Annotated in this window: 17 protein-coding genes and 1 pseudogene; 3 read left to right on the top strand and 15 right to left on the bottom strand. The window is 53.4% G+C overall.

The genetic code is table 11. The features are described 5' to 3' along the window. Positions 1–153: 153 nt before the first annotated feature. The 6 genes from JI735_RS07470 to JI735_RS07495 form a co-directional block, all read right to left on the bottom strand. Entirely contained in the window at positions 154–744 is a 591-nt protein-coding gene (locus JI735_RS07470; protein WP_325175614.1) for an acyl-CoA-like ligand-binding transcription factor, read from the bottom strand. A gap of 11 nt (positions 745–755) precedes the next feature. Continuing rightward, positions 756–3,119 carry a PEP/pyruvate-binding domain-containing protein gene (locus JI735_RS07475; RefSeq protein WP_233476304.1) on the bottom strand — a complete coding sequence of 788 codons (2,364 nt, stop codon included), beginning with the start codon at positions 3,117–3,119 and terminating at the stop codon, positions 756–758. A 205-nt stretch (positions 3,120–3,324) separates the two neighbouring features. Further along, complete coding sequence (locus JI735_RS07480; RefSeq protein ID WP_020425977.1) at positions 3,325–3,681, bottom strand: nucleotide excision repair endonuclease; 357 nt, start codon at positions 3,679–3,681, stop codon at positions 3,325–3,327. 64 nt (positions 3,682–3,745) lie between these two features. After that, entirely contained in the window at positions 3,746–4,729 is a 984-nt protein-coding gene (locus JI735_RS07485; RefSeq protein WP_085979270.1) for an NAD-dependent epimerase/dehydratase family protein, read from the bottom strand. 245 nt (positions 4,730–4,974) lie between these two features. Then, the gene (locus JI735_RS07490) at positions 4,975–5,523 is read right to left on the bottom strand and encodes a TetR/AcrR family transcriptional regulator (protein ID WP_039834707.1); all 549 of its coding nucleotides are present in this window, start codon (positions 5,521–5,523) and stop codon (positions 4,975–4,977) included. Between the two features lie 257 nt (positions 5,524–5,780). Then, positions 5,781–6,521: a Bax inhibitor-1/YccA family protein gene (locus JI735_RS07495; protein ID WP_039834708.1), complete on the bottom strand. Its 741-nt coding sequence runs from the start codon at positions 6,519–6,521 to the stop codon at positions 5,781–5,783. Positions 6,522–6,643: 122 nt separating this feature from the next. Here JI735_RS07495 and JI735_RS07500 point away from each other — a divergent pair, with 122 nt between their 5' ends. Further along, positions 6,644–6,967, top strand: a complete 324-nt coding sequence (locus JI735_RS07500) for a putative quinol monooxygenase (RefSeq protein WP_039834709.1) — start codon at positions 6,644–6,646, stop codon at positions 6,965–6,967. 62 nt (positions 6,968–7,029) lie between these two features. Here the strand turns inward: JI735_RS07500 and JI735_RS07505 are convergent, their stop codons facing one another. The 6 genes and pseudogenes from JI735_RS07505 to JI735_RS07530 form a co-directional block, all read right to left on the bottom strand. Next, entirely contained in the window at positions 7,030–7,866 is an 837-nt protein-coding gene (locus JI735_RS07505; protein ID WP_039834710.1) for an EcsC family protein, read from the bottom strand. 666 nt (positions 7,867–8,532) lie between these two features. Beyond that, the gene (locus JI735_RS07510; RefSeq protein WP_233476305.1) at positions 8,533–8,946 is read right to left on the bottom strand and encodes a hypothetical protein; all 414 of its coding nucleotides are present in this window, start codon (positions 8,944–8,946) and stop codon (positions 8,533–8,535) included. Between the two features lie 64 nt (positions 8,947–9,010). Further along, positions 9,011–10,431: pseudogene (locus JI735_RS07515) on the bottom strand (hypothetical protein). An 80-nt stretch (positions 10,432–10,511) separates the two neighbouring features. Continuing rightward, positions 10,512–11,219, bottom strand: coding sequence for a DUF6033 family protein (locus JI735_RS07520; RefSeq protein WP_039834712.1), 708 nt, complete (start codon positions 11,217–11,219; stop codon positions 10,512–10,514). A gap of 193 nt (positions 11,220–11,412) precedes the next feature. After that, entirely contained in the window at positions 11,413–13,404 is a 1,992-nt protein-coding gene (locus JI735_RS07525; RefSeq protein ID WP_039834713.1) for an FAD-binding protein, read from the bottom strand. 105 nt (positions 13,405–13,509) lie between these two features. Beyond that, on the bottom strand, positions 13,510–14,331 hold the full coding sequence (locus JI735_RS07530; RefSeq protein WP_039834714.1) for a MerR family transcriptional regulator: 822 nt from the start codon (positions 14,329–14,331) through the stop codon (positions 13,510–13,512). Positions 14,332–14,488: 157 nt separating this feature from the next. Here JI735_RS07530 and JI735_RS07535 point away from each other — a divergent pair, with 157 nt between their 5' ends. Then, complete coding sequence (locus JI735_RS07535) at positions 14,489–15,595, top strand: UvrB/UvrC motif-containing protein (RefSeq protein ID WP_039834715.1); 1,107 nt, start codon at positions 14,489–14,491, stop codon at positions 15,593–15,595. 362 nt (positions 15,596–15,957) lie between these two features. Here the strand turns inward: JI735_RS07535 and JI735_RS07540 are convergent, their stop codons facing one another. Both JI735_RS07540 and JI735_RS07545 read right to left on the bottom strand, forming a co-directional pair. Further along, positions 15,958–16,200, bottom strand: a complete 243-nt coding sequence (locus JI735_RS07540) for a hypothetical protein (protein WP_202677269.1) — start codon at positions 16,198–16,200, stop codon at positions 15,958–15,960. Between the two features lie 198 nt (positions 16,201–16,398). Beyond that, positions 16,399–17,256 carry an SDR family oxidoreductase gene (locus tag JI735_RS07545; protein ID WP_202677271.1) on the bottom strand — a complete coding sequence of 286 codons (858 nt, stop codon included), beginning with the start codon at positions 17,254–17,256 and terminating at the stop codon, positions 16,399–16,401. A gap of 268 nt (positions 17,257–17,524) precedes the next feature. On the opposite strand from JI735_RS07545, the gene nudC reads away from it, so the two are divergent. Then, positions 17,525–18,370, top strand: coding sequence for an NAD(+) diphosphatase (nudC, locus tag JI735_RS07550; RefSeq protein WP_039834721.1), 846 nt, complete (start codon positions 17,525–17,527; stop codon positions 18,368–18,370). On the opposite strand, the gene JI735_RS07555 is transcribed toward nudC, so the two are convergent. Then, positions 18,363–18,947, bottom strand: coding sequence for an NAD(P)H-dependent oxidoreductase (locus tag JI735_RS07555; RefSeq protein WP_039834722.1), 585 nt, complete (start codon positions 18,945–18,947; stop codon positions 18,363–18,365). The genes nudC and JI735_RS07555 overlap by 8 nt on opposite strands. Positions 18,948–19,064 lie beyond the last annotated feature (117 nt).

The raw sequence follows: 19,064 nt of genomic DNA on the forward strand, positions 1-19,064 counted from the left end.
AAAAATGTCGAGCCTATACGCATTTATTATAGTTGATTTAGCCTGTCTGTAAGTGAGCCTTTATATCTAAGTTTCCTAAATGTATCCAAAGGCCTATTTTCAAAAAAAAGACACCCTCCTGGATGTCTTCGTCCCCTAACGAAATGCTCCTATTTATAGCGGCAATCCGGCCTCCAGCTTGTTCAGCGCTTCTTCCAGCAGGGCCAGAAAGTCCGCCTCGGGATGCTCTGCATAATACTGCATCACCGATATGTTGACACCGATGACCGCCCCCGCAAAAGCACGCACCGCCAAATCCTCCCGCTCTCTGCCCGTACGCCTGCAAGTCAATTCGATGATCAGGTCCATCATGTTGACCATATTATTAATCATCGCAGCCCGCAGCTCCGGTACTGACATCACCAGCTCGTTGCGTTCACGCATTGTCGACAATTCCTGTGGCGTCATCTCCTTTGCCCCCGACAGCATCGCATTGCGCAGCGCCGTCAGCGGGGTCAGGTGAGCCGGCTGGCTCTCAAAGGAGGCAACCAGCAGCGGATCATAATTATCGATGAGCAGCACATCTTCCTTGGTGGAAAAATAACGAAAAAAAGTGCTGTAGGAAATTTCCGCCGCTTCTGCGATTTGCTCTACCGTTGTTGCTTTATAGCCATACTGCCGAAAAAGCCGCAGCGCATGCAGCTGAATGCTTGCCATCGTTTTTGCCTTTTTGCGTTCACGCAATCCTGCTTGCGTAGGTTTCACAGACAAACCGCTCACTCCCCGATCATTATACCCGGATTCTTGTCCTCCTCCAGTTTAGCACGATCTCCGCCCGAACCTGAAATAATCTGTATGCTGCCTCCCGCACCATCAACAATGACCCTGTCGCCCGTCTTTAACCGTACAGAGGCATCCCCGCATCCTACAACTGCCGGGATGCCAAGCTCCCTCGCCACAATAGCTGCATGGGACAGAGGTGCGCCAATATCGGTTATGATTGCCGCCGCCTTGGGAAAACAAAGCGTCCAGCCCACATTGGTCTTCGCTGCCACCAGAATTTCTCCCGGCAGCAGTTGTTCTCCCTCAGCCGGTGTGGCAAGCACTCGTACTATGCCCTCAACCCGCCCGGCCGCACCGGGAAATCCTCTAAGGACATCCGCATCCATACTGCGAAGCGCCTGAACGGGAGCCTCGGAATCATAAGCATCCACTCTGCGGTCAGGGTCCTTCGACCAGAGGAACGGATCGAATCTTCCCCTAATCACGGATGGCAGGGGCGGCAAAGCCTGATATCTCGCATAGGTTTCTTTTCGCGCGGCTACATGCTGCAGCATCGGCAGATCGCCTTCAGCCAGCCATTTCAGAATTTCATCAAGGTACAGAAAAAACACCTCTTCCCCAATACCTGCAAGCTTACCCGCCTTAAGCGCAAATGCCCGGTTCAACCGGAATACCCTGGTCCATTCCGAGCGGACGGCCTCGCGCACCTTCGGCCCTTCCGCAACAGACTGTATCCGGCGGCGGAGCTGTTCCGGCTTCATGGATATCTTCTCTTCCATCCGCTTCCAGGCAGCATCATAGAGCTGCTGCTGATGGTTGACAAGGTCCTCTACTTGTATCGGCAAATCCCCATATTGTTCCAGCTGCCTCGTTAGCCAGAACTCATCTTCGGCAGGTTCCGCAATGGAGAGTTCGAATTCATGGGGTCCGCGGTGCCCGTATTTCTGCAGATATTCTTCATGGCTCATCTCATTCTTAAGAATTCTGGAAATGCCCAGGACCGGACCCAAGCTCTCCAGTTCTGTACCTCCGCTAATGCTCGACAGCAGAATTTCCGCATCCTCGCTACCCAATTGCTTAATGAGCTTCTTCTTGAATTTCACGAATTTCTGCATGGGGGCACTGGCCCCTTCCAACGCAGCCCATAATGCCGCTACATTCCTTGGCCACAGCTCACGCTCCCACAGGGTAAGCAGCTCCTCCCTGCTCCCGGTGTCTTCCAGCCGCGTGCGGATCTGCTTGCACCATTCCGGTGTTTCCTTTACAAACCGGGGCAAATTCCGCACAGCTTCCCGGGTGCGCCGGGTACTGTATACGATTCGCGGCAGCAGGGTCCTGATTAATTCCAGCTTATTAAAAGGGTACTTTGGCAGGGAGGCTCCCTCCGGGATTGGGCCGAACAAGTCACTCATTTGGCGCAGGATCGGCTGCACCTTCAAGCCAAAAGCAGAAAAGACGGAAACAGGCAAGCTGATGTTGGAATACACCCGTCCACATATATTGCCGGATAACAAATAGTGGCCCGGAATGACATTATGCTCTTCATCAAGGGCGCGGAGAAACGACCAGCTCAGCGGGGTGAACACGTCCGCAATCGATTCGCCTACATTGGTGTTGGTCCAGAGAAAATCTCCAGTCATGGAATCGTTGCATTCAAAATGGTCGAGGTTGCCTGCGCTCAGGGTGGTAATTGGACGCGCCTGCAGCAAGTACACCTTTCCTTGGACAGCCGCCCATTCAATGTCCTGGGGGCAGCCCGTCTGACGTTCAATCCTGCGGGCGTAACGGTACAGCCGGCTTGCGATCTTTTTACATTCCAGAGGGCCTTTATATCGGCCTTTAGGCCGCGACACGGTGAACACATTTGCATTGGCCTCACCGGAAACCAGCTGTTCCCCTAAACCGTGCACATAGTTCCCCTGCATCTCCAGCCGGCTGCCCGTAATGGGATCTGCTGTAAACAACACTCCAGACAGCTCGGATGGGATCATCCGCTGAATGACAACGGCCATGGAACGGACCTCATGATCCCCTTGAATACTGCTGTTGTAGACCTGAACTCTTTCCGCAAATTGGGACTGATAGACGGTATCCAGAGCAGCCCACAGCTGATCATCCGTTTCTACGCCAAGTACAGACTCAAACTCCCCGGCAAAAGAAGCGCCCGCCGCATCCTCACCGAGCCCCGAGGACCGTACGGCGAATGCCGCACCGGGGTGCTTGCTGCGTATAGCCGATAGTTGTGCCAAAATCTCCTCCCGGACTGCTTCCTCCATAACCCCGCCCTGCAGCGCTTCCGGAAACACTACAAAACCTTCAGGTACGGGATAGCCTTGTTGATACAACAGGCTCAGCATAGCCCCTTTTCCCCTGCGTGTTCCCGGAGCTGCGGCGTGATTTCCCGGAAACCTGCAACCTTGCTTGACATACAAAGACCTCCATCCAAAATATGAAACTCAGTATCATATTAAACTTATATACCACTTGATATTTAATGTCAATATTTTCAGGCACAAAAAAAGCGCCATCCCCCCGGGACCGCGCTCCAGCAATACGTTTGGCTTATTTGTACAAGACTTTCTCCACATTGTATTTGGCTCTAAGCTTGTTCACAATGTATGTTTCATAGATTTCCCTGTCGACGGCATCATCAATGATGCAAACTTCAATCTTGGCCACCTCGTCACGGTGCGGCTTCATCACCGAAACATTATCTTCAAAATGCTTTTTGATTCGCGGTCTCAGCTTTCTGGCCTTGCCCACAAACAGCAGCTCATCCTTGTCATTGTAGAACATGAAGATGCCGCCTTTTTCGCGGGTGATCAGGTGAAAATCCGTGAATCCGTAGATATGGCTAAGTACAGGATTCTCCTGCTTCATAATGGTAACATCCGGTGCTGGAATCGTAATGCTGATCATTGTAGCTCACTTCCCTCTTGTATATAGACATAAATAGTATCATAGTTCGCTATGGAATTGAAGCTCACTTAGCCTTGGCCTGCCGGCTCTGGATAGCCTGAATCGTCTCCCTGATGCCATCCTCAAATGAAGTCGCCGGGATGGGGCCTACCAAACGCTCATACTTCCGGCCGCTTAAGCGCAGCGGTTCCTTCGTTAGATAGAGCATTTCCACAATCTCTTTCATGACCGGTACAAACAGGCCCAGCAGCGATAAACCGAAGGCTCCCACCGGGATGACCGGTTTGGATCTCCCGCTTGCTGCCCGGGCAAGGCGGACGATCTCCTTGCCCGAGATCGTGCCTGCTCCGGGAATGTTCCAGTTCTGCCCGTAGGCCTCTTCCCGGAGGGCAAGCTCGACGATCATCACCGCTGCGTCCGGCAGATACACATATTCACGCGGCACCGTCATATTCCCGACGAACATCCCCGGTTTCCCGGCAGCAATGGCTTCAAGCGTAGAACCCAGGTATGAGGCTTCGTTGGCGGCAGCGCCATAATAATCGGGCAGACGGACAATCATCCGCTCCGTCCGGCTCCAACGCGGGCTGAAGAACATCCGCTCGAACTCCAGCTTGACTTTGCCTTTTTTCGTATGCGGGTTCTTGGGGAAGTCCTCGCTGATTGGCTGCTCATCCTTTCTTCGTCCATAGGGATAAATTCCGTCTATCGCAATTATACGGGTACCGAGTCTGTTCGCCGCCTCCATCACCGCCTCGCCCATTGGCAGCAGCTTGCTGCTCATTTCGTGGTAAGGCACCGATGCACAGTGAAAAATAACATCCGCGCCCTGCGAAGCCATGAAAACATCCTCCGCCTTGAACACATCCCCTGTCTTCAGGCTAAGTCCAGCCGGATTGCCCAGTTTCGCAGCAAACTGCTCCAGCTTAGGCAAAGCTCTTCCAAATGCCACCGTGCTGATGCCTCTTTTCAACAGTTCGGCAATAATAACCGTGCCGGTTCCTCCGGTTGCTCCTAATACGACAGCCTTCTTTACATGATTGTGCATCATTAGAATTCCTCCTTGGGTTTGAGATATTAGTGATTAATCAATAACTTAATTTCAAAAAAATAATAAACTTCCGCTGTGTTTACATGAACATTTCATATACGCTACTATTCATACGTTTGTTATTCATGCGCTGCGATTCATACGCTTGCTATTCCCTGTGATTGATCAATCACTAACTTAAGGCTGTGAGGCAGCTAAGGGGGAACCCTTAGAGTGAGCGGCTGGTTATTTAACGATCCGGCTCACTTCAGATGCTTCGGCTTCAGCTCCGGCATCTCCAGCGCCATTGCAATATGGCAGAGCATGCCGTTGGCCATAAATGTACTGACCTCCACCTCGGGGTGAGCGATCCCGGCAGCGGTAAATTTACTTTCCATTAACTGTGTCACCTTGTTCATTCCGGTCTGCATGGACCTGCGGATCGCTTCATCGCGAATGCCCAAGGCCTGCACCTGCAGAATAATTTCACTTGGATGAGTCTCCATCATTTGCTCATACACCCGGATCGATTCCTCCAGCAGTGTATCTCCGGATGCCTCAACAGCTGAGAATGTGCGGATCGTCCGTTCAAACGCCCGGTCCAGCGCCGCCACAAACAATTCCTCCTTGTTCTTGAACAGCTTGAAAATGTACGGCTGGGAGATCCCAACCTTCTCTGCCACCTGTGCGGTTGTCGCCTTGAAATAGCCGTGCTCGGCAAATACAACTACTGCCGCCTCCAGAATCTGTTCCCGGCGGTTCACTGAGGCAGCTTCTTCCTTCGTCCGTACGTCTCCCGATCGCTTTGTCATGTCTGCCTCCTGTTGTAATCCGGTGTTGGGTCTTATAAAACCGTCTGGTTATTGGTCAATCACTACCACACTTTGAAGTATACACGGACTGTTTCCGGAATACAAGGCTTACTTAAAAATTACAAGCAGAAACGATACCGTCCTTTAAAAGGACGGTATCGTTTCGCGCGAAACAGCTGACGCCGTCCTTGCTTCAGGACGCCGTCAGCTGTTTTTTGGGAAATCCGTCCAGATTGCCGCTCCCCGGCTTATGATCTTTAATTTCGGCTCCGCAGCTTGGACAGCAGTCTGAGGATCTCCACATAGAGCCACACCAGCGTGACCATGAGACCAAAGGCCCCGTACCATTCCATGTACTTCGGAGCTCCTTGCTGCGCCCCGTGCTCAATAAAATCAAAATCAAGCACCAGATTGAGCGCGGCAACGATAACAATAATGACCGAAATGCCGATTCCGATCAGACTGTTGCTATGCAAATAGGGCACGGTTACACCGAACAACCCCAGCACAAAGCTCAGCAGATATACGATGGCGATTCCGGCCGTGGCGGCAAATACGCCGAGCTTGAATTTTTCCGTTGCTCTAATTATTCTTGTCTTGTAGGCAAGCAGTAAAGCGACAAAGATGCTCAAGGTCAATAACGCAGCCTGCAAAGTGATGCCATAATACAAACCTTCGTATGACGCTGAGATTGCTCCGAGAAACAGCCCTTCCGCCAGCGCATAGACCGGTACCAGATAAGGGGCAGCCGTCGGCTTGAAGCTGATAATCAACGCTAACACGAATCCGGTCAGCGCCCCGCCGATCGCGTAAGCAGATACATCCTGTCCGTTAAAATACATCGACCAGGCGCTGAAGGCACCTGCCAGCAGAATGGTCAGGGTAATAAAGGTTTTGTTGACCGTTCCGTTAATGCTCATACGCTCCTGTCCGGAGTACCGTTCTTCGCGTTCAAACGTTTTTTCATTTAACGTGGGATTCCCGCTGCGTCCGATCAAAGGATCATCTCATTTCATCTTATTTTGTGTCTATAATAGCATATTGCGGCATGAAAACATTGCAGTGATCCGCAAATGCTGATATAACCAACCTAGCTAAAAAATCTGAGGAGGGTTCTAAATTGAGCAAATTCGGAATGTATGCCAAATTCACGTCTAAATCGGGAGACCGCGAGGCGTTGGCGGCGATTCTGCTCGAAGCTGCCGCTGCAGCTGAGACGGTGAACGAATGCGAGCTGTACATCGTCAATCTCTCGGAGAGTGAGCCGGATGTCCTCTGGGTCACTGAGGTATGGAGCAATGCTGAAGCACACGCGGCTTCACTGAAAGACGAGGCGACCCGAGCCACCATCCAGCGGGCCAAACCGCTGATTGCAGGTGTCGAACCCGTCCCGCTTGTTCCGTTGGGAGGCAAGGGGCTGGCGTTCGGAGCTATGGACGCTTAAGCTTATATTTTGAAAAAGGCAATAATACAGCTCCTTACAGAGTGTATTATTGCCTTTTTTCTTCATTCCATTTCCGCCAATCTGGCGATAATTCGTCTTTTGCGGTAGAGCATCCGGGCAGCTTCAGCTACATCCTCCAGCGCCTTGCGGTTGGTATAGGCACCGAAGAACATCCCTGCTACCGGGATGGCCTGCAGCATTTTTTTCCAGCCCCAATTGTCGCGGTACACCGTGATGACCTCCTTCCAGCCCTGGATCTTGGAGACAGCCTCATTTGTTCCCGGCACAATATCACCGGTTCCCCCGGCCTGCAGGTTGAGCTCCTTCAGAATAGTCCGCTTGCCGACAATATCCGAAGAAGCAAACTGCATCACCTTGACGGTAAAGATCCGCTCCGCCTTATCCGCAGGATTATAGCCATAGCAGAGGCCAATCTCCTGAATGACTTTCAGAGACAAGCCCAGTACCGCGGGGATATCCGCCGCCAGCGTGAACACTCCGCCGAACCCCGTTGTCGCTCCCTGCGCGGTGGCAACATTCCTGCTGCTTTGTGTCAGCTGCTCTGCAGCCTTATCCATAACAGCCAGGGGAAAAGGGCCTTCTCCGTTTCCTCCAGCCGCGCGGCTTGCGGCCTGCATGAGCGACCCAACCTTGCGTCCAGCCACCAGATAGTTGCCTCCATTTTGGATATAGCTCCCCAGCTCGTCCAGCAGCTTACCCAGCTTCTCATGAATAAATTTGGGTGTAAGCTTGTCGAGCACCTTGAATGGCAGACGGGTGAGATGGTCCCAGATCATCAGCTTGTTCTGTTCTTTTTCCCACTTCGTTATTTCAGCAAGCGCAGCATTCAGCTCCTCCGCAGTCTCCAGACGGGGATAAACCCCAGCAGTTTCCGTCATATCTAAGCCCCCTTAAAGATACTTGTTTGTTTAAATAGTACGTTTATGCAGGCCATCGGTTCTGTTAATTTTATAACCCGTTTGGGGGAGTTTGAATGATTGGAGAGATCTCTAGACCTTCTTGCTTAGACAACGGCAACAAGCTTAAGTGGAAAAAGTGAACTTATTTCCCCTGCATCGCGCCTCCCGGCAAACCCTAGTGGGAAAAAGGATAACTAATCCGGCCGTTTCCCACCCTACTAGCTGAATTCACTTAAAATAAGTCTACTTTTTCCCACTATTCCTGCTTCCAAGAGGATTTTTCGTCCATTTAAGTGTACTTATTCCACTTCCCTTCTCTGGAGCCGCGCCTTTGCCTTCCCAGGTTCCGTGTTCCTCCTGCAACTGTCCTCCGGGGACAAAACCACCCTCCAGTTTCTTTAACAACAGCATTTCTGCCGTTGTTTCAGTCCATCGTCCTTTAGGGGATTTGAACTAAAAGACAAAAAATTGGAAAGTAATCGTGATTTCCTGAATAATAAAAAAGCACTTCCGGATAAAGCCGGAAATGCCAGAGCGTTCAGTGTATCTATCTTGGAGGAAGCCCCGAATCGGCGGAGCCCAGCTCCAGGGCTCTTCTCTGAATTTTCATCACCTGATGGTGCCGCGAAAGAGCGGCAGGAGTGTCTATTGCTTGTTCTCGCTGTTCGCCGCTTCTGCGGTGGCCAGCCGCTGTTTCTCCTCGGCCAGTCTGTCTTCGGTGAGATCCACCCCATGGCCTCCAACCGAGCCCTCTGGAGCATGGCTGACTGCCTCCTCCGCGTGCTGCAGACTGTTCTCCGCCTGGGAAAGAGTCTGATCGTTCGGGTGGCTAAGCGCCTGAGATACGGAGTTGTGCAGCCGGGTCACCGCGTCCTGGGCCTGATCCACAGTACTGTTGGTCCGCAGACTGGATTCATAATGCTTCATCTTGTCAACCGCTCCCTTCAGGGTTACTGTCCAATCCTCTTTAGGATGGATAGAGGGAGCATATCTTATGCAGAGCCGGGCTTGGGCGAGGCAGAGCGGGCCAATCAGGCGGGTCAGGGCAGGGCGGCCCATTCAACAGCATTCGGCCGTTGCTGTAAGCCCCTCCGGCCAGGCCGGGCGGCGGCCTCTACGCCGCCTACACCAGGAACATGGCGACGATCGTAGTCGCTACAAGCCCCAGCAGGACCGGCTTCAGGTTCCGCCGGGCCAGCTCAAACGGGCTGACGCCGCAGATGGCAGCCGCAGGAATGAGCGCCCACGGAATCAGGGTGCCGCCGCCGACCCAGATGGCGGCCACCTGTCCCAGGGCGGTCAATGTCGCCGCGCCGGAGTGAATGGCGGCGGCGAACAGCTGGGCAATCGAGCCGGCCAGCGAGATGCCGGAGAAGCCGGAGCCGTCGAGGCCGGTGATCGCGCCGATCGCCGTCATCGTCACGGCTCCCACGGCCCCGTTAAGCGGCACGTGATCCGCCAGGGCCACGCCCAGGTCGTTCACGATGCCGTGCGAGCCGGCCGGCAGCACCTTGCCGAAGAGCTCGGTAAACGCCGAGTCGCCGAGGTAGAAGAAGGCGGCGATGGGGATCACCGGTCCAAAGACCTTGAAGCCGAAGACAAAACCCTCGATTAGGTAGGAGGTGACCTTTTCCAGCCCCTGATTGCGGTGGGCAAGCAGCGTCACCGAGATCAGAATGAGCACGGCGGTGCCGCCAACCAGCGCCGTCGCGTCTCCGCCTTGCAGATTCAGCGCGAACATCGCCGCCACATCAAGCAGAAAGAGCAGAGGTATGACAACAGCGAGCCCTTGGCGGAGACGGGCAGCCAACAGAACAGGCGCTTCTTCTCCCCAGCGGCCTCCGGTCCCCTCAGCCTGCCTGTGCTGCCTTGGACGGAAACCAGCCCGTCTCTCCATGTGCCGTTCTGCCGGTCGCGGCGCATCATCCAGAATGCAGCGATTGTAGTCACAAGCCCCATTACAATAACCAGCGGGATGCTCGCCTCCATCACGCTGGCCACCGGAAGACCTGCAGCATCTGCCGTGATCTTCGGAGCCCCCTGGATAATATAATCTCCCGACAAGGCGATTCCATGGCCGAACAGGTTCATCGCCACCGCTGCCCCAAGTGCAGGCAGCCCTACCCGGAGAGCTACCGGCAGCAGAACCGCACCCACCAGTGCAACAGCAGGCGAAGGCCAGAAGAAAAAGGAGGTGACCATCATAATCAGTCCAATGCCCCAGTATGCCATGGCCGGTGTGCGTATGAACCGGGTAAGCGGGGCAACCATCGTCTCGTTAATACCGGTAATCATCAGAATCCGGCTCATGGCCACAATAATCGATATGATCATGATCGTTCCCAGCAGTTCCTTGGTCGCATAGACAAAAGAGTTGAAAATCCCTGATACCGAGCCGCTGAGCGTCTCAGCAGCAAGCAACCCCAAGGCAAAGATCCCGGCCACACACATCATCGTCGTATCGCGCCGCCGGATCATAAGCACCATAATGAACACAATAAAGGTCAGGTAAACCCAATGTATCGCAGTAAGCTGAATGCCCATTATTGAACACGCCCTCTCTTCACCCTGCAGGTTGGTCCTATAGGGTATGCGGGAGAATAGGCGGTTGTTCATCTGTGAATTTACAGCAATTTGTTAGACCTTCTGGCCCGCACCAGTTGAAGCTGGTGCAGCCAGTCATGGGCAGCTACTCCGTCTACCGGGTTGGCAGCAGGCTCTTGTCCTTGCAGAGAGGCTTCTGCAGCCGAAAGCAGATTTTTAGATAAAATCGGGAGGGCCGCCTCCCAGGCATGCCGTCTCTCGGCAGCCGTCCTGCTTTCCTCTGCTTGTTCATTCCGGTTCTCCACATCCGAATGCTTGCCTGTCTCTGCTTCCCTCGGAGAGGCTGCAGCAGACCATAGGGCAACTGAACCATCCTTATGTACAATCAGGCTGTGGCTTAAGCCCTTCCCGCCATTCAGCGGCTGCAATGGATTCTGGCTTGTCTGTTCTTGAGTAACGTATGGATCAAGGGTTCCATACACTTTATTGCGCATGACTGGGTCCTTGGCCATCTGCTGCAGAATGTTGGGCGCAATGATTATTTCCCGTTCGCCGCCGCTCATCCCGGAATGCTCCAATTCTTTTCCGCCCTTGGACACGGTCTGAATCCGCACTTTAACCCCATATTTCCGCTTTAGCCGCTCGGCCTGATCCAGTGTCGCCGCGTTGACCGCCGCCAAGGTTTCGTTAAAACTGAGCGCAGAGGCCGGGGTGGACGAATGGTTCTCTGGCTGCTGCGGCGGCCGGGTCAAAGAAACCCCGCTGATCCCTGTAATAGGAATATACACACAGCATTCCTCCTCTCTTCACTAAAGTGCAAGTTATCCTTAATATCGGCCGGGACAGAACGATTACTTAAGCTTCGGTGATGGAGGTTGGCATGAGCAGGGCCCTATGCCGTGTGGTCTTTATATATGGACGTTCCCGTTTCAGCAAAAAAGGGAAGCCGGAGGCTCCCCTTAAAAGACGGACGGTTAAAGCTTATTTTGCCAAAGCCCCTGCTGCAGCATCTTCTCCGCCCAGACGGCCGGAGGTGAAGGAATAACCCAGGCCTACACCGTTGCCGACATAGGTATCATTGAACAATACGCCTTCGGACTCGAGGCCAACCGCATACAGCCCCTTGACCGGCACACGTTTGTCATTCAGCACCTGGAACTGGGTATTGACCAGCAACCCGCCGACCGAACCCAGATTGTTGACTTCGGCGATGATCGCGTAGTATGGACCGCTCTGTCCCATAGGAATCAGGTATTCCTTTGCTTTGCCGAACTCGATATCTACCCCGGTCTTCGTTGCTTCCTGGTATTGGTTGAAATCATGTGCAAACACCTCTGCATCCAGACCGGCATTCTGGGCCAGCTCTTCAATAGTGCTGCCTTTGTAGCCATCGCCGTTGGCAACCATGGATTCGAATACCTTGTCCGCATCCTTCCACGGCGTATCCAGCTTGAACTGATCGGCAAAAGTGGCGTAGAATTCCGGCGGCATTCCCGGCAGGGAAGGCGCTTTTACACCGTTCATTCCTTTCGCCTTCAAAGCATCGATCTGCGCCTGCGAAATAATGACCAGATGGTAAGCTCCGTTAAAAGCACTGGTATTGGCAGCTGCTACGGAGGTGAGCGTCGCCGCCTCGTCTCTGAATCTTGCTCCTGAAGGACCGACATTCATCAGGGTAGGCAGGTAGGACAGCATCAGCGGATAGCTGGCTTCGAACGGAGTGTATTGAGCCTTCAGCTTCTCCGTGGCTCTGGCCAGGGTCTGATGCAGCATCTGCCCGCCGAAGTTATCAGGAACCTTGGCTCCGGCATCCCAGGCCATTTTCAGGCCTTCGCCGGTATTCTGGCCGAGTCCTCCGTTAACACCTTCAAAACCGAAGGCCTCTTTGACCATTTCTTTGTTGCCTGCATAGCCTCCGGTTGCCATAATAATGCTTTTTCCGGTAATTTCAAGCGTCGTGCCGTCTGCTTTCTCGGCAACTACACCGGTCACCTCACCGTTTGCTCCTGTCATCAGCTTTTTGGCAGTCGTTTCGGTGATTACTTGTCCGCCGCCCTTTTCCACCGAAGCTGCCAGCATCGCCCGCAGTGTGGGCTGGCGTGTTTCGTAGGCCGGAAGCATATGCAGCTGTTCCCCGGCAAAGTTGATGAAGGTGGTTTTGTAGCCTTTTTTGTTCAGCCAGTCATAGGTTTCCCCCGACTTCGTTACATACTGGCGGATCGCCGCCGCATCGACTCTCCAGTGGTTATTCACAATCCAGTCGGAGATTTCCTTTTCCACACTCACTTTAAGCCCGCTGCTGACCGCAGCCGAGGAATTGTAGAACTTGCCCGCCCAGGACAGGTTGCTTGCTCCGCCAATGGTGGCTGTTTTCTCAATAATAATAACCTTGGCCCCTTTGTCCGCCGCTGATACGGCTGCTGAAACACCGGATGCCCCTGCGCCTACAACAACAACATCCGCCGACAGCTGCTCGGTTTTGCCTTCACCGGCTTTGGCTACCTTCCGGGACTTGAATGCTTCTACGTTGCCGCCTGCCTGCTTCAGTGCATCCTCAACAGCAGTCAGAATGGCCGCGCTGGATTCGGAAGCCCCGCTGACCGCATCAATCGCAAGCGTCTGGCCTGAGATGATCTCATCCTTGATCTTGTTGATCGCTTCGACACCGATTCCGGCCGTCTCTTTCTGGTTGAGCACCTTGATGTCGGTGATTGTGGATTGGGCATCCAGGGTAACCTCCACCTGAATTTTTCCGTCTTTTCCATCGGCCTCCGCCTTATAGGTTCCTGCTTTAAAAGAAGCCGGCACCCCGTTGTCATCCCCCGCCTGCTGAGTCGCCTCAGGCGACGCCGACGGCTGCTCGGAAGCTGCCGGTTCAGCAGTATTATTGCCGCTGCAGCCGCTGATCAGCGACAGCATCATGATGAGGCACACGGATAATGTGAATATTTTGCTCTGTGCTTGCTTGCGCATTGGTTCTCCCCCTGTATGGTTGGTATGCAGCCCCTTTCTCTCTGGAAGGACCGCCGGACTACGCACAGAGTGTAAACCTTGGTGCGGCACCAAGGTCAATGAATGTTATGTGAAATTATTCTCAAGAGGGATGTCGATCTCCAGATAGGTTTGATTGCCCCTGCTCATTCGTTCGGTGAACAGAATCTTGCCGCGGATATCACCGGTGATGGCGAGGCCTTTTGCCCGGGCATAATCCAGCATGAATTGAAAGGACTCCCGGCCAAGCTCCTTCTCATACGAGCTGGCAATGACTGCGGATATGCAGGTGGACGGCTCGATATACTCCATACTCTCATTCACGCCGACCTCCAGCTTCTGCTGATCCGTCTCCAGCAGGGCCAGCCCCCAGCTGTATTCCAGCTCCGCCGTTCCCAGGACGCTCTCCGGGTTTTCGATTCTGAAAGAATAGAATGTGAAGGGAAGCAGCTCCATCCAAGCCTGAACCGTCCGTTTCAGACACTCCTTCTGCAGCAGCTGATTTTTGTCGGTCTGCTGAATACGGTACATGCCCGGCACCTCTCTGATCCGGCAGGTATAAAGGGCTTCCCCGATCCGCCCAAGCTCCGCGTGGATCTCATTGATTTTGTCCAGCAGCATGACACTGCGCCTAATCTCCTCTTCCAGCTGCTGCCGTGCGCCGGCAATAGACTGGATGACCTGCTCCGCAGGGGCATCGTTGATCAGCCCGGCTACATCCTGCAGCGGAATCTGCATACTCCGGTACCACCGGCTCGACAATAAATTTCTCGCATCCAAATCACTGAAATAACGGTAGTTATTGTGTTGATCCTTCATCGGGCGCACAATATCATGCTTCTCATAGAGCCGCAAGGTATCCGCCGTCACACCCAGAATCGAGGCAAATTCTCCGATAGAATATTTCATAAAAGCCCCCCAGCTTTGCAGCTCTATCTTATCCTGTGTTTTATGATAGAGGGTTTCCGCAGGGGGTTTTGTGGATTATGTCACATGGAGAGGACGAATCTATCGTTGATCGTTTATACTAAAAAATACAAGAACCTACGATTGGGAAGTGAACCTCATGAATTTGGCGGAGAAGGTGGCGGCCCTTCCTTTATCTCCCGGGGTCTACCTGATGAAGGACAGTCTGGGCCATATTATCTATGTCGGCAAAGCCAAACAGCTGAAGAAGCGGGTCCAGTCCTACTTTTATAACGCCAAGGGCCATTCCCCTAAAGTAAAGCAGCTGGTCAGAAACATCCGGGACCTCGATTACAAGCTGACCGATACGGAGTTTGAAGCCTTCATGCTGGAGTGCCAGCTGATCAAAGAAATCAAGCCGATGTATAATAAAAAAATGAAAAACCCGCTCGCCTACAGCTATATCGTGATTCGCACGGATACTGCCTACCGGCAGCTGGCGGTGACCTATGACCCGGCTGAGTATGGGGACAGCCTGTATTTCGGCCCTTATACCAGCAGAAGCACGGTTGAGCGGGCGGTGCAGGGAATTAAAGAAAGCCAGAGAATCCTTTGCAGCACACCCCATGCCAGGAACGCGCTTTGTCTTAATCACTCGCTGGGTCTATGCCTCGGTATGTGCGGGGGCGGGGAGGCGCTGGAGCGGTACGAAGGGATTATTGACAGTGTGGCCGGGCTGCTCAACGGGAATGATCCCCGTATTCTGGAGGAGCTTCAGCAGCGGATGGATCTGGCCGCAGAGAATTTCGAGTTCGAAACCGCCGCCAAATACCGCGATTATTGCACAGCCGTCCGCTCCCTGCTGCAGAAGGAGAAGGTGATCGGCTTCACCGAGCAGAACAAAAACATCGTGGTGCTGGAGCCAATGCAGGAGCAGGTGCTCAAGCTGATCCTGATCCGGGGCAGCGAGATTCTAGACCGCGCCAGGCTGGACGCCGGGCAGATGAACGCAGAGCAGCTGTGCGGGATCATACAGTCCGCCGTCCAGGACAGCTTCAGCAAGCCTCCGCACGGAGAGCCGGGTGAAATCAGCCGCCATAAGCTGGATGAAGCCCAGATCATATACAGCTATCTGACAGGCAGCTCCGGAAGCTATTCTGTGATTCCTCAGGAATGGCTGGAGGCCGGGGACGGCGCGGCAGTTGCTGAAGCGGTCCGGGCTCTGCTGGGAGGCTATTTCGAAGCCGCGCCAGCTAAGCAGCGGTAAAAAAATCCCAGAACAAAAACGGCTGTGCCGTCCTCCACGGGACAGCGCAGCCGTCTTGGTTCTAGCGTTACCTGGAGAACGATTCCCCATGAATCCTACGGCAACTCTTTAAGTGGAAAAAGGGACACTAATTCAGCTCATTTCGCCATTGGACAAGAAATATAGCCCAGTTAGGTTTACTTTTTCCACTTCAATCTCAGGATTTCTTAATTTCCGGAAAAATAAGTTCCCTTTTTCCAACTAGCACCTGCGAAGAACCGGTAAGTAAATTGCTAGTTGGAATTAGGATATTTAGACCGGCTACCCCCTCAGAACCCGGCCTTCCCCGTCCCAGTAACGGTATTTCTTCCGTTGTTTCTGGGCTAACCACCCTTCGCTACTCCAACAACGGTATTTCTGCCGTTGTTTCCGGGCCAGCTGGCATTCAGCGCTCCAACAACGGTATTTCTGCCGTTGTTTCCGGGCCAGCTGGCCTTCGACGCCCCAACAACGGTATTTCTGCCGTTGTTTCCGGGCCAGCTGCCTTCGACGCCCCAACAACGGTATTTCTGCCGTTGTTTCCGGGCCAGCTGGCCTTCGCCGCTCCAGTAACGGCATTCAATCAAAAAGCACTTATCCCCAACCTTATACACATCTTACCCACATTATCCACACTAGAAGGAAATCGGAATTTCCTAAATAGAAAAAGGCTTCCCGCCGGTCCATTGACCGTCTGCGGGAAGCCTCTTCATTATAATAGGATAAGCTATCTATGCTTATCCGGCCCGCCTTCCGGCGGGGTAAGGCCGGACGTGTCTTAGGCCTTAATTCCCCAGCAAATCCTTTACACCTTCACTAAGCCGTGTAAGCGGGCGTTGCAGCAGCTTCGTGAAATCGCTGCTGGCGATGTCCAGCGCGCCTTCGCGGATCGCTTGTTGAATAGCGACTACAATCGGGAGTGCAGCTTCCGGTACGCCTGCTTTTGCCATAATATCGGCATACGCGGCATCATCCACCTGCTGAACCAGAACCTCCTTGCCCAGCAGCTTGCCGACAACTGCTGCCAGCTCAGCCTGTGTTGCCGGTGTGCCTGACAATTCGTATACGGTATTCTCATGGCCTTCGCCCGCCAATACAGCTGCTGCCGCTTCTGCATAATCACGGCGGGTTGCCCAGCCCACCTTGCCGTCGCCAGCCGAGGTCACCCATGGGGCTCCGGCTTGAACTGCCTGAATGGAGCCAACCTCATTCTCCAGATACCAGTTATTGCGCAGGAAGGAGTACGGAATCCCGGATTCACGGATGAACTCCTCGGTCGCACGGTGAACCAGTGCCAGGAACAGTGAGCTGCTGTCGGCATGACCGACACTGGTATAGACGATGAAGCCGACTTTCGCGCGCACTGCGGCATCAACCGCAGCCTTGTGCTGGCGGATCCGTGTGTCGTTGTCCCCGTCAGCTGACACGATCAGCAGCCGGTCCACACCGGCAAATGCTGTATCAAGTGTCTCCGGCTGGTCGAAATCACCATGACGGACGTCTACTCCGCGTGTGCGGAGATTGTCCGCTTTTTCCGGGTTTCTGACGCTGACTACCAGGTTTTCTGCCGCTACTGACTTCAGTAAAGTTTCGGCCACGATGGAACCAAAGTGTCCGGTGGCTCCTGTTAATGCAATCTTCATTTCTTTTCCTCCTAAAGTAAATATCATTTATAGTCGTTCCTGCGGAGGCCGGGGGCGGCGGCTGCAGATTTTCTCCCTGTAACTAATATAGTTACAAGTTAATGAAATGTCAAATAAAAAAACGGCTCATTGAAGAGCGCGCTTCTATTTTTCATGTCACCGTATGGCCTGTAGAACTGAACCCGTCATGATATTTGTTAGGATTGCCGGTTTTTGTTATTCTTAATTGAAAAAAAGAAATGATCTGCAATCAGAAAGGTTCTGCGCCATGTCTAAACCAAGAGCAAGCATTTACAACCGATATATCCCTGCCGTCACTCCACCGCTAGAGTTCAGCGGCTCCGCCTATTGGCTGATTTTTCATTCCGGCAAGCTGCTGGTTACCGAAAACGCCGGGATCACCGGCATTCCATTCGTACCTGCGCTTGAGCAGCTATCCATGGCTCCCTTAAGAACCCTGTATCTGGGGACCTTTGAAGGGATCGCCAGCTTCGCCGCACAAGTCCCGGCAGAAACGCCTGAGCCGGAAGGGATGGCCTTCCGCCCGCTGCGCTCCTTGTACGAATCTCTGGATGAAGATCTGTTCCATCTCGCAGGCAAGGGCATTCAGATGCTGGCCTGGGATGAAACCCACCAGTTCTGCGGCAGATGCGGGACCGCCACCGAGCTGGCGCAGGCCGAGCACTCACGCAGTTGTCCGGCCTGCGGACTGGTCAGCTATCCCCGGATTGCCCCGGCGGTCATTACCGCGATTCTTAAGGACAACCGGATTCTGCTCGCACACTCCCCGCATTTTGTGAACAATATGTACGGGCTGATTGCCGGATTCGTGGAGCCGGGCGAAACGCTGGAGGACTGTGTACAGCGTGAGACTATGGAGGAAGTCGGCATCAAGGTCAAGAATATCCGCTATTTCGCCAGCCAGCAGTGGCCTTTTCCCCACTCTCTGATGGTAGGCTTTCTGGCCGAATATGAGAGCGGAGAAATTACCGTGGATGGGGAGGAGCTTGACCATGCCGACTGGTTCGAACTGGACCGCCTGCCTGTCATTCCGTCCCCTGTCAGCATTGCCCGCAAACTGATCGACTGGGTAGTCGAAAACCATACTAACTGACTGTCTTGAAATACTGATAGATCCGCTCCAGCTTCTGGGCGTGCTTGCCCCGCTTGCTCTCCATGCTGCCGAACTCAAAGAACTTAACTTTGCGGATGCCCACGAAGTTGAACAGCGCCTTGCGCATTAACACCTTGTGCGCATTATGCAGCATCAGCAGCGGATAGTGGGTTGGACCCTGCATGGTGGAAATGCACACTACCGACTTCCCCTTCAGCAGCCCTTCCGGCAGCAGTCCGCCCTTATCCCGGTATGCGAACCCCGAGGCAAACATCTGGTCTATATACCCCATAAGCATAGCTGGCGGCCGCCCCCACCAGATGGGGTAGACCAGTACGACCTTATCCGCCCACAGCAGCTGCTCCCTGTATTTAGCCAGTGCGGGATCACTGTGCATGTCCCTTCTCCGCTTGTGCTCATTAAATACAAGCACCGGATTAAATCCCTCCTCATACAAATCAAGCACCTGAATCTCTGCCACCTTCGCATTTTCCCGGCTCCCCCGAAGCACCTCCTGCAAAAAGGCATAGCTTAGACTCTGATGATTCGGATGGGTATAGATAATCAATGTATTCATGCCGCCACTCCTTTAATTATCATTTGATAACGAAAGGGTATCACGGTTTTATTTTAGTTGTCAAATGATAATTGTTATTTGATAATGTTTTTGTTAAGGTTTCTTTTGAGGTGAACT

The organism is Paenibacillus sonchi (assembly GCF_016772475.1).
GTDB lineage: Bacteria > Bacillota > Bacilli > Paenibacillales > Paenibacillaceae > Paenibacillus_AQ > Paenibacillus_AQ sonchi.

Excerpts from the sequence above, each read along its gene's own strand:
- JI735_RS07475 (WP_233476304.1), bottom strand. The coding sequence starts at position 3,119 with ATGCTGAGCCTGTTGTATCAACAAGGCTATCCCGTACCTGAAGGTTTT.
- JI735_RS07480 (WP_020425977.1), bottom strand. The coding sequence starts at position 3,681 with ATGATCAGCATTACGATTCCAGCACCGGATGTTACCATTATGAAGCAG.
- JI735_RS07485 (WP_085979270.1), bottom strand. The coding sequence starts at position 4,729 with ATGCACAATCATGTAAAGAAGGCTGTCGTATTAGGAGCAACCGGAGGA.
- JI735_RS07490 (WP_039834707.1), bottom strand. The coding sequence starts at position 5,523 with ATGACAAAGCGATCGGGAGACGTACGGACGAAGGAAGAAGCTGCCTCA.
- JI735_RS07505 (WP_039834710.1), bottom strand. The coding sequence starts at position 7,866 with ATGACGGAAACTGCTGGGGTTTATCCCCGTCTGGAGACTGCGGAGGAG.
- JI735_RS07510 (WP_233476305.1), bottom strand. The coding sequence starts at position 8,946 with ATGGGCCGCCCTGCCCTGACCCGCCTGATTGGCCCGCTCTGCCTCGCC.
- JI735_RS07525 (WP_039834713.1), bottom strand. The coding sequence starts at position 13,404 with ATGCGCAAGCAAGCACAGAGCAAAATATTCACATTATCCGTGTGCCTC.
- JI735_RS07530 (WP_039834714.1), bottom strand. The coding sequence starts at position 14,331 with ATGAAATATTCTATCGGAGAATTTGCCTCGATTCTGGGTGTGACGGCG.
- JI735_RS07535 (WP_039834715.1), top strand. The coding sequence starts at position 14,489 with ATGAATTTGGCGGAGAAGGTGGCGGCCCTTCCTTTATCTCCCGGGGTC.
- JI735_RS07545 (WP_202677271.1), bottom strand. The coding sequence starts at position 17,256 with ATGAAGATTGCATTAACAGGAGCCACCGGACACTTTGGTTCCATCGTG.
- nudC (WP_039834721.1), top strand. The coding sequence starts at position 17,525 with ATGTCTAAACCAAGAGCAAGCATTTACAACCGATATATCCCTGCCGTC.
- JI735_RS07555 (WP_039834722.1), bottom strand. The coding sequence starts at position 18,947 with ATGAATACATTGATTATCTATACCCATCCGAATCATCAGAGTCTAAGC.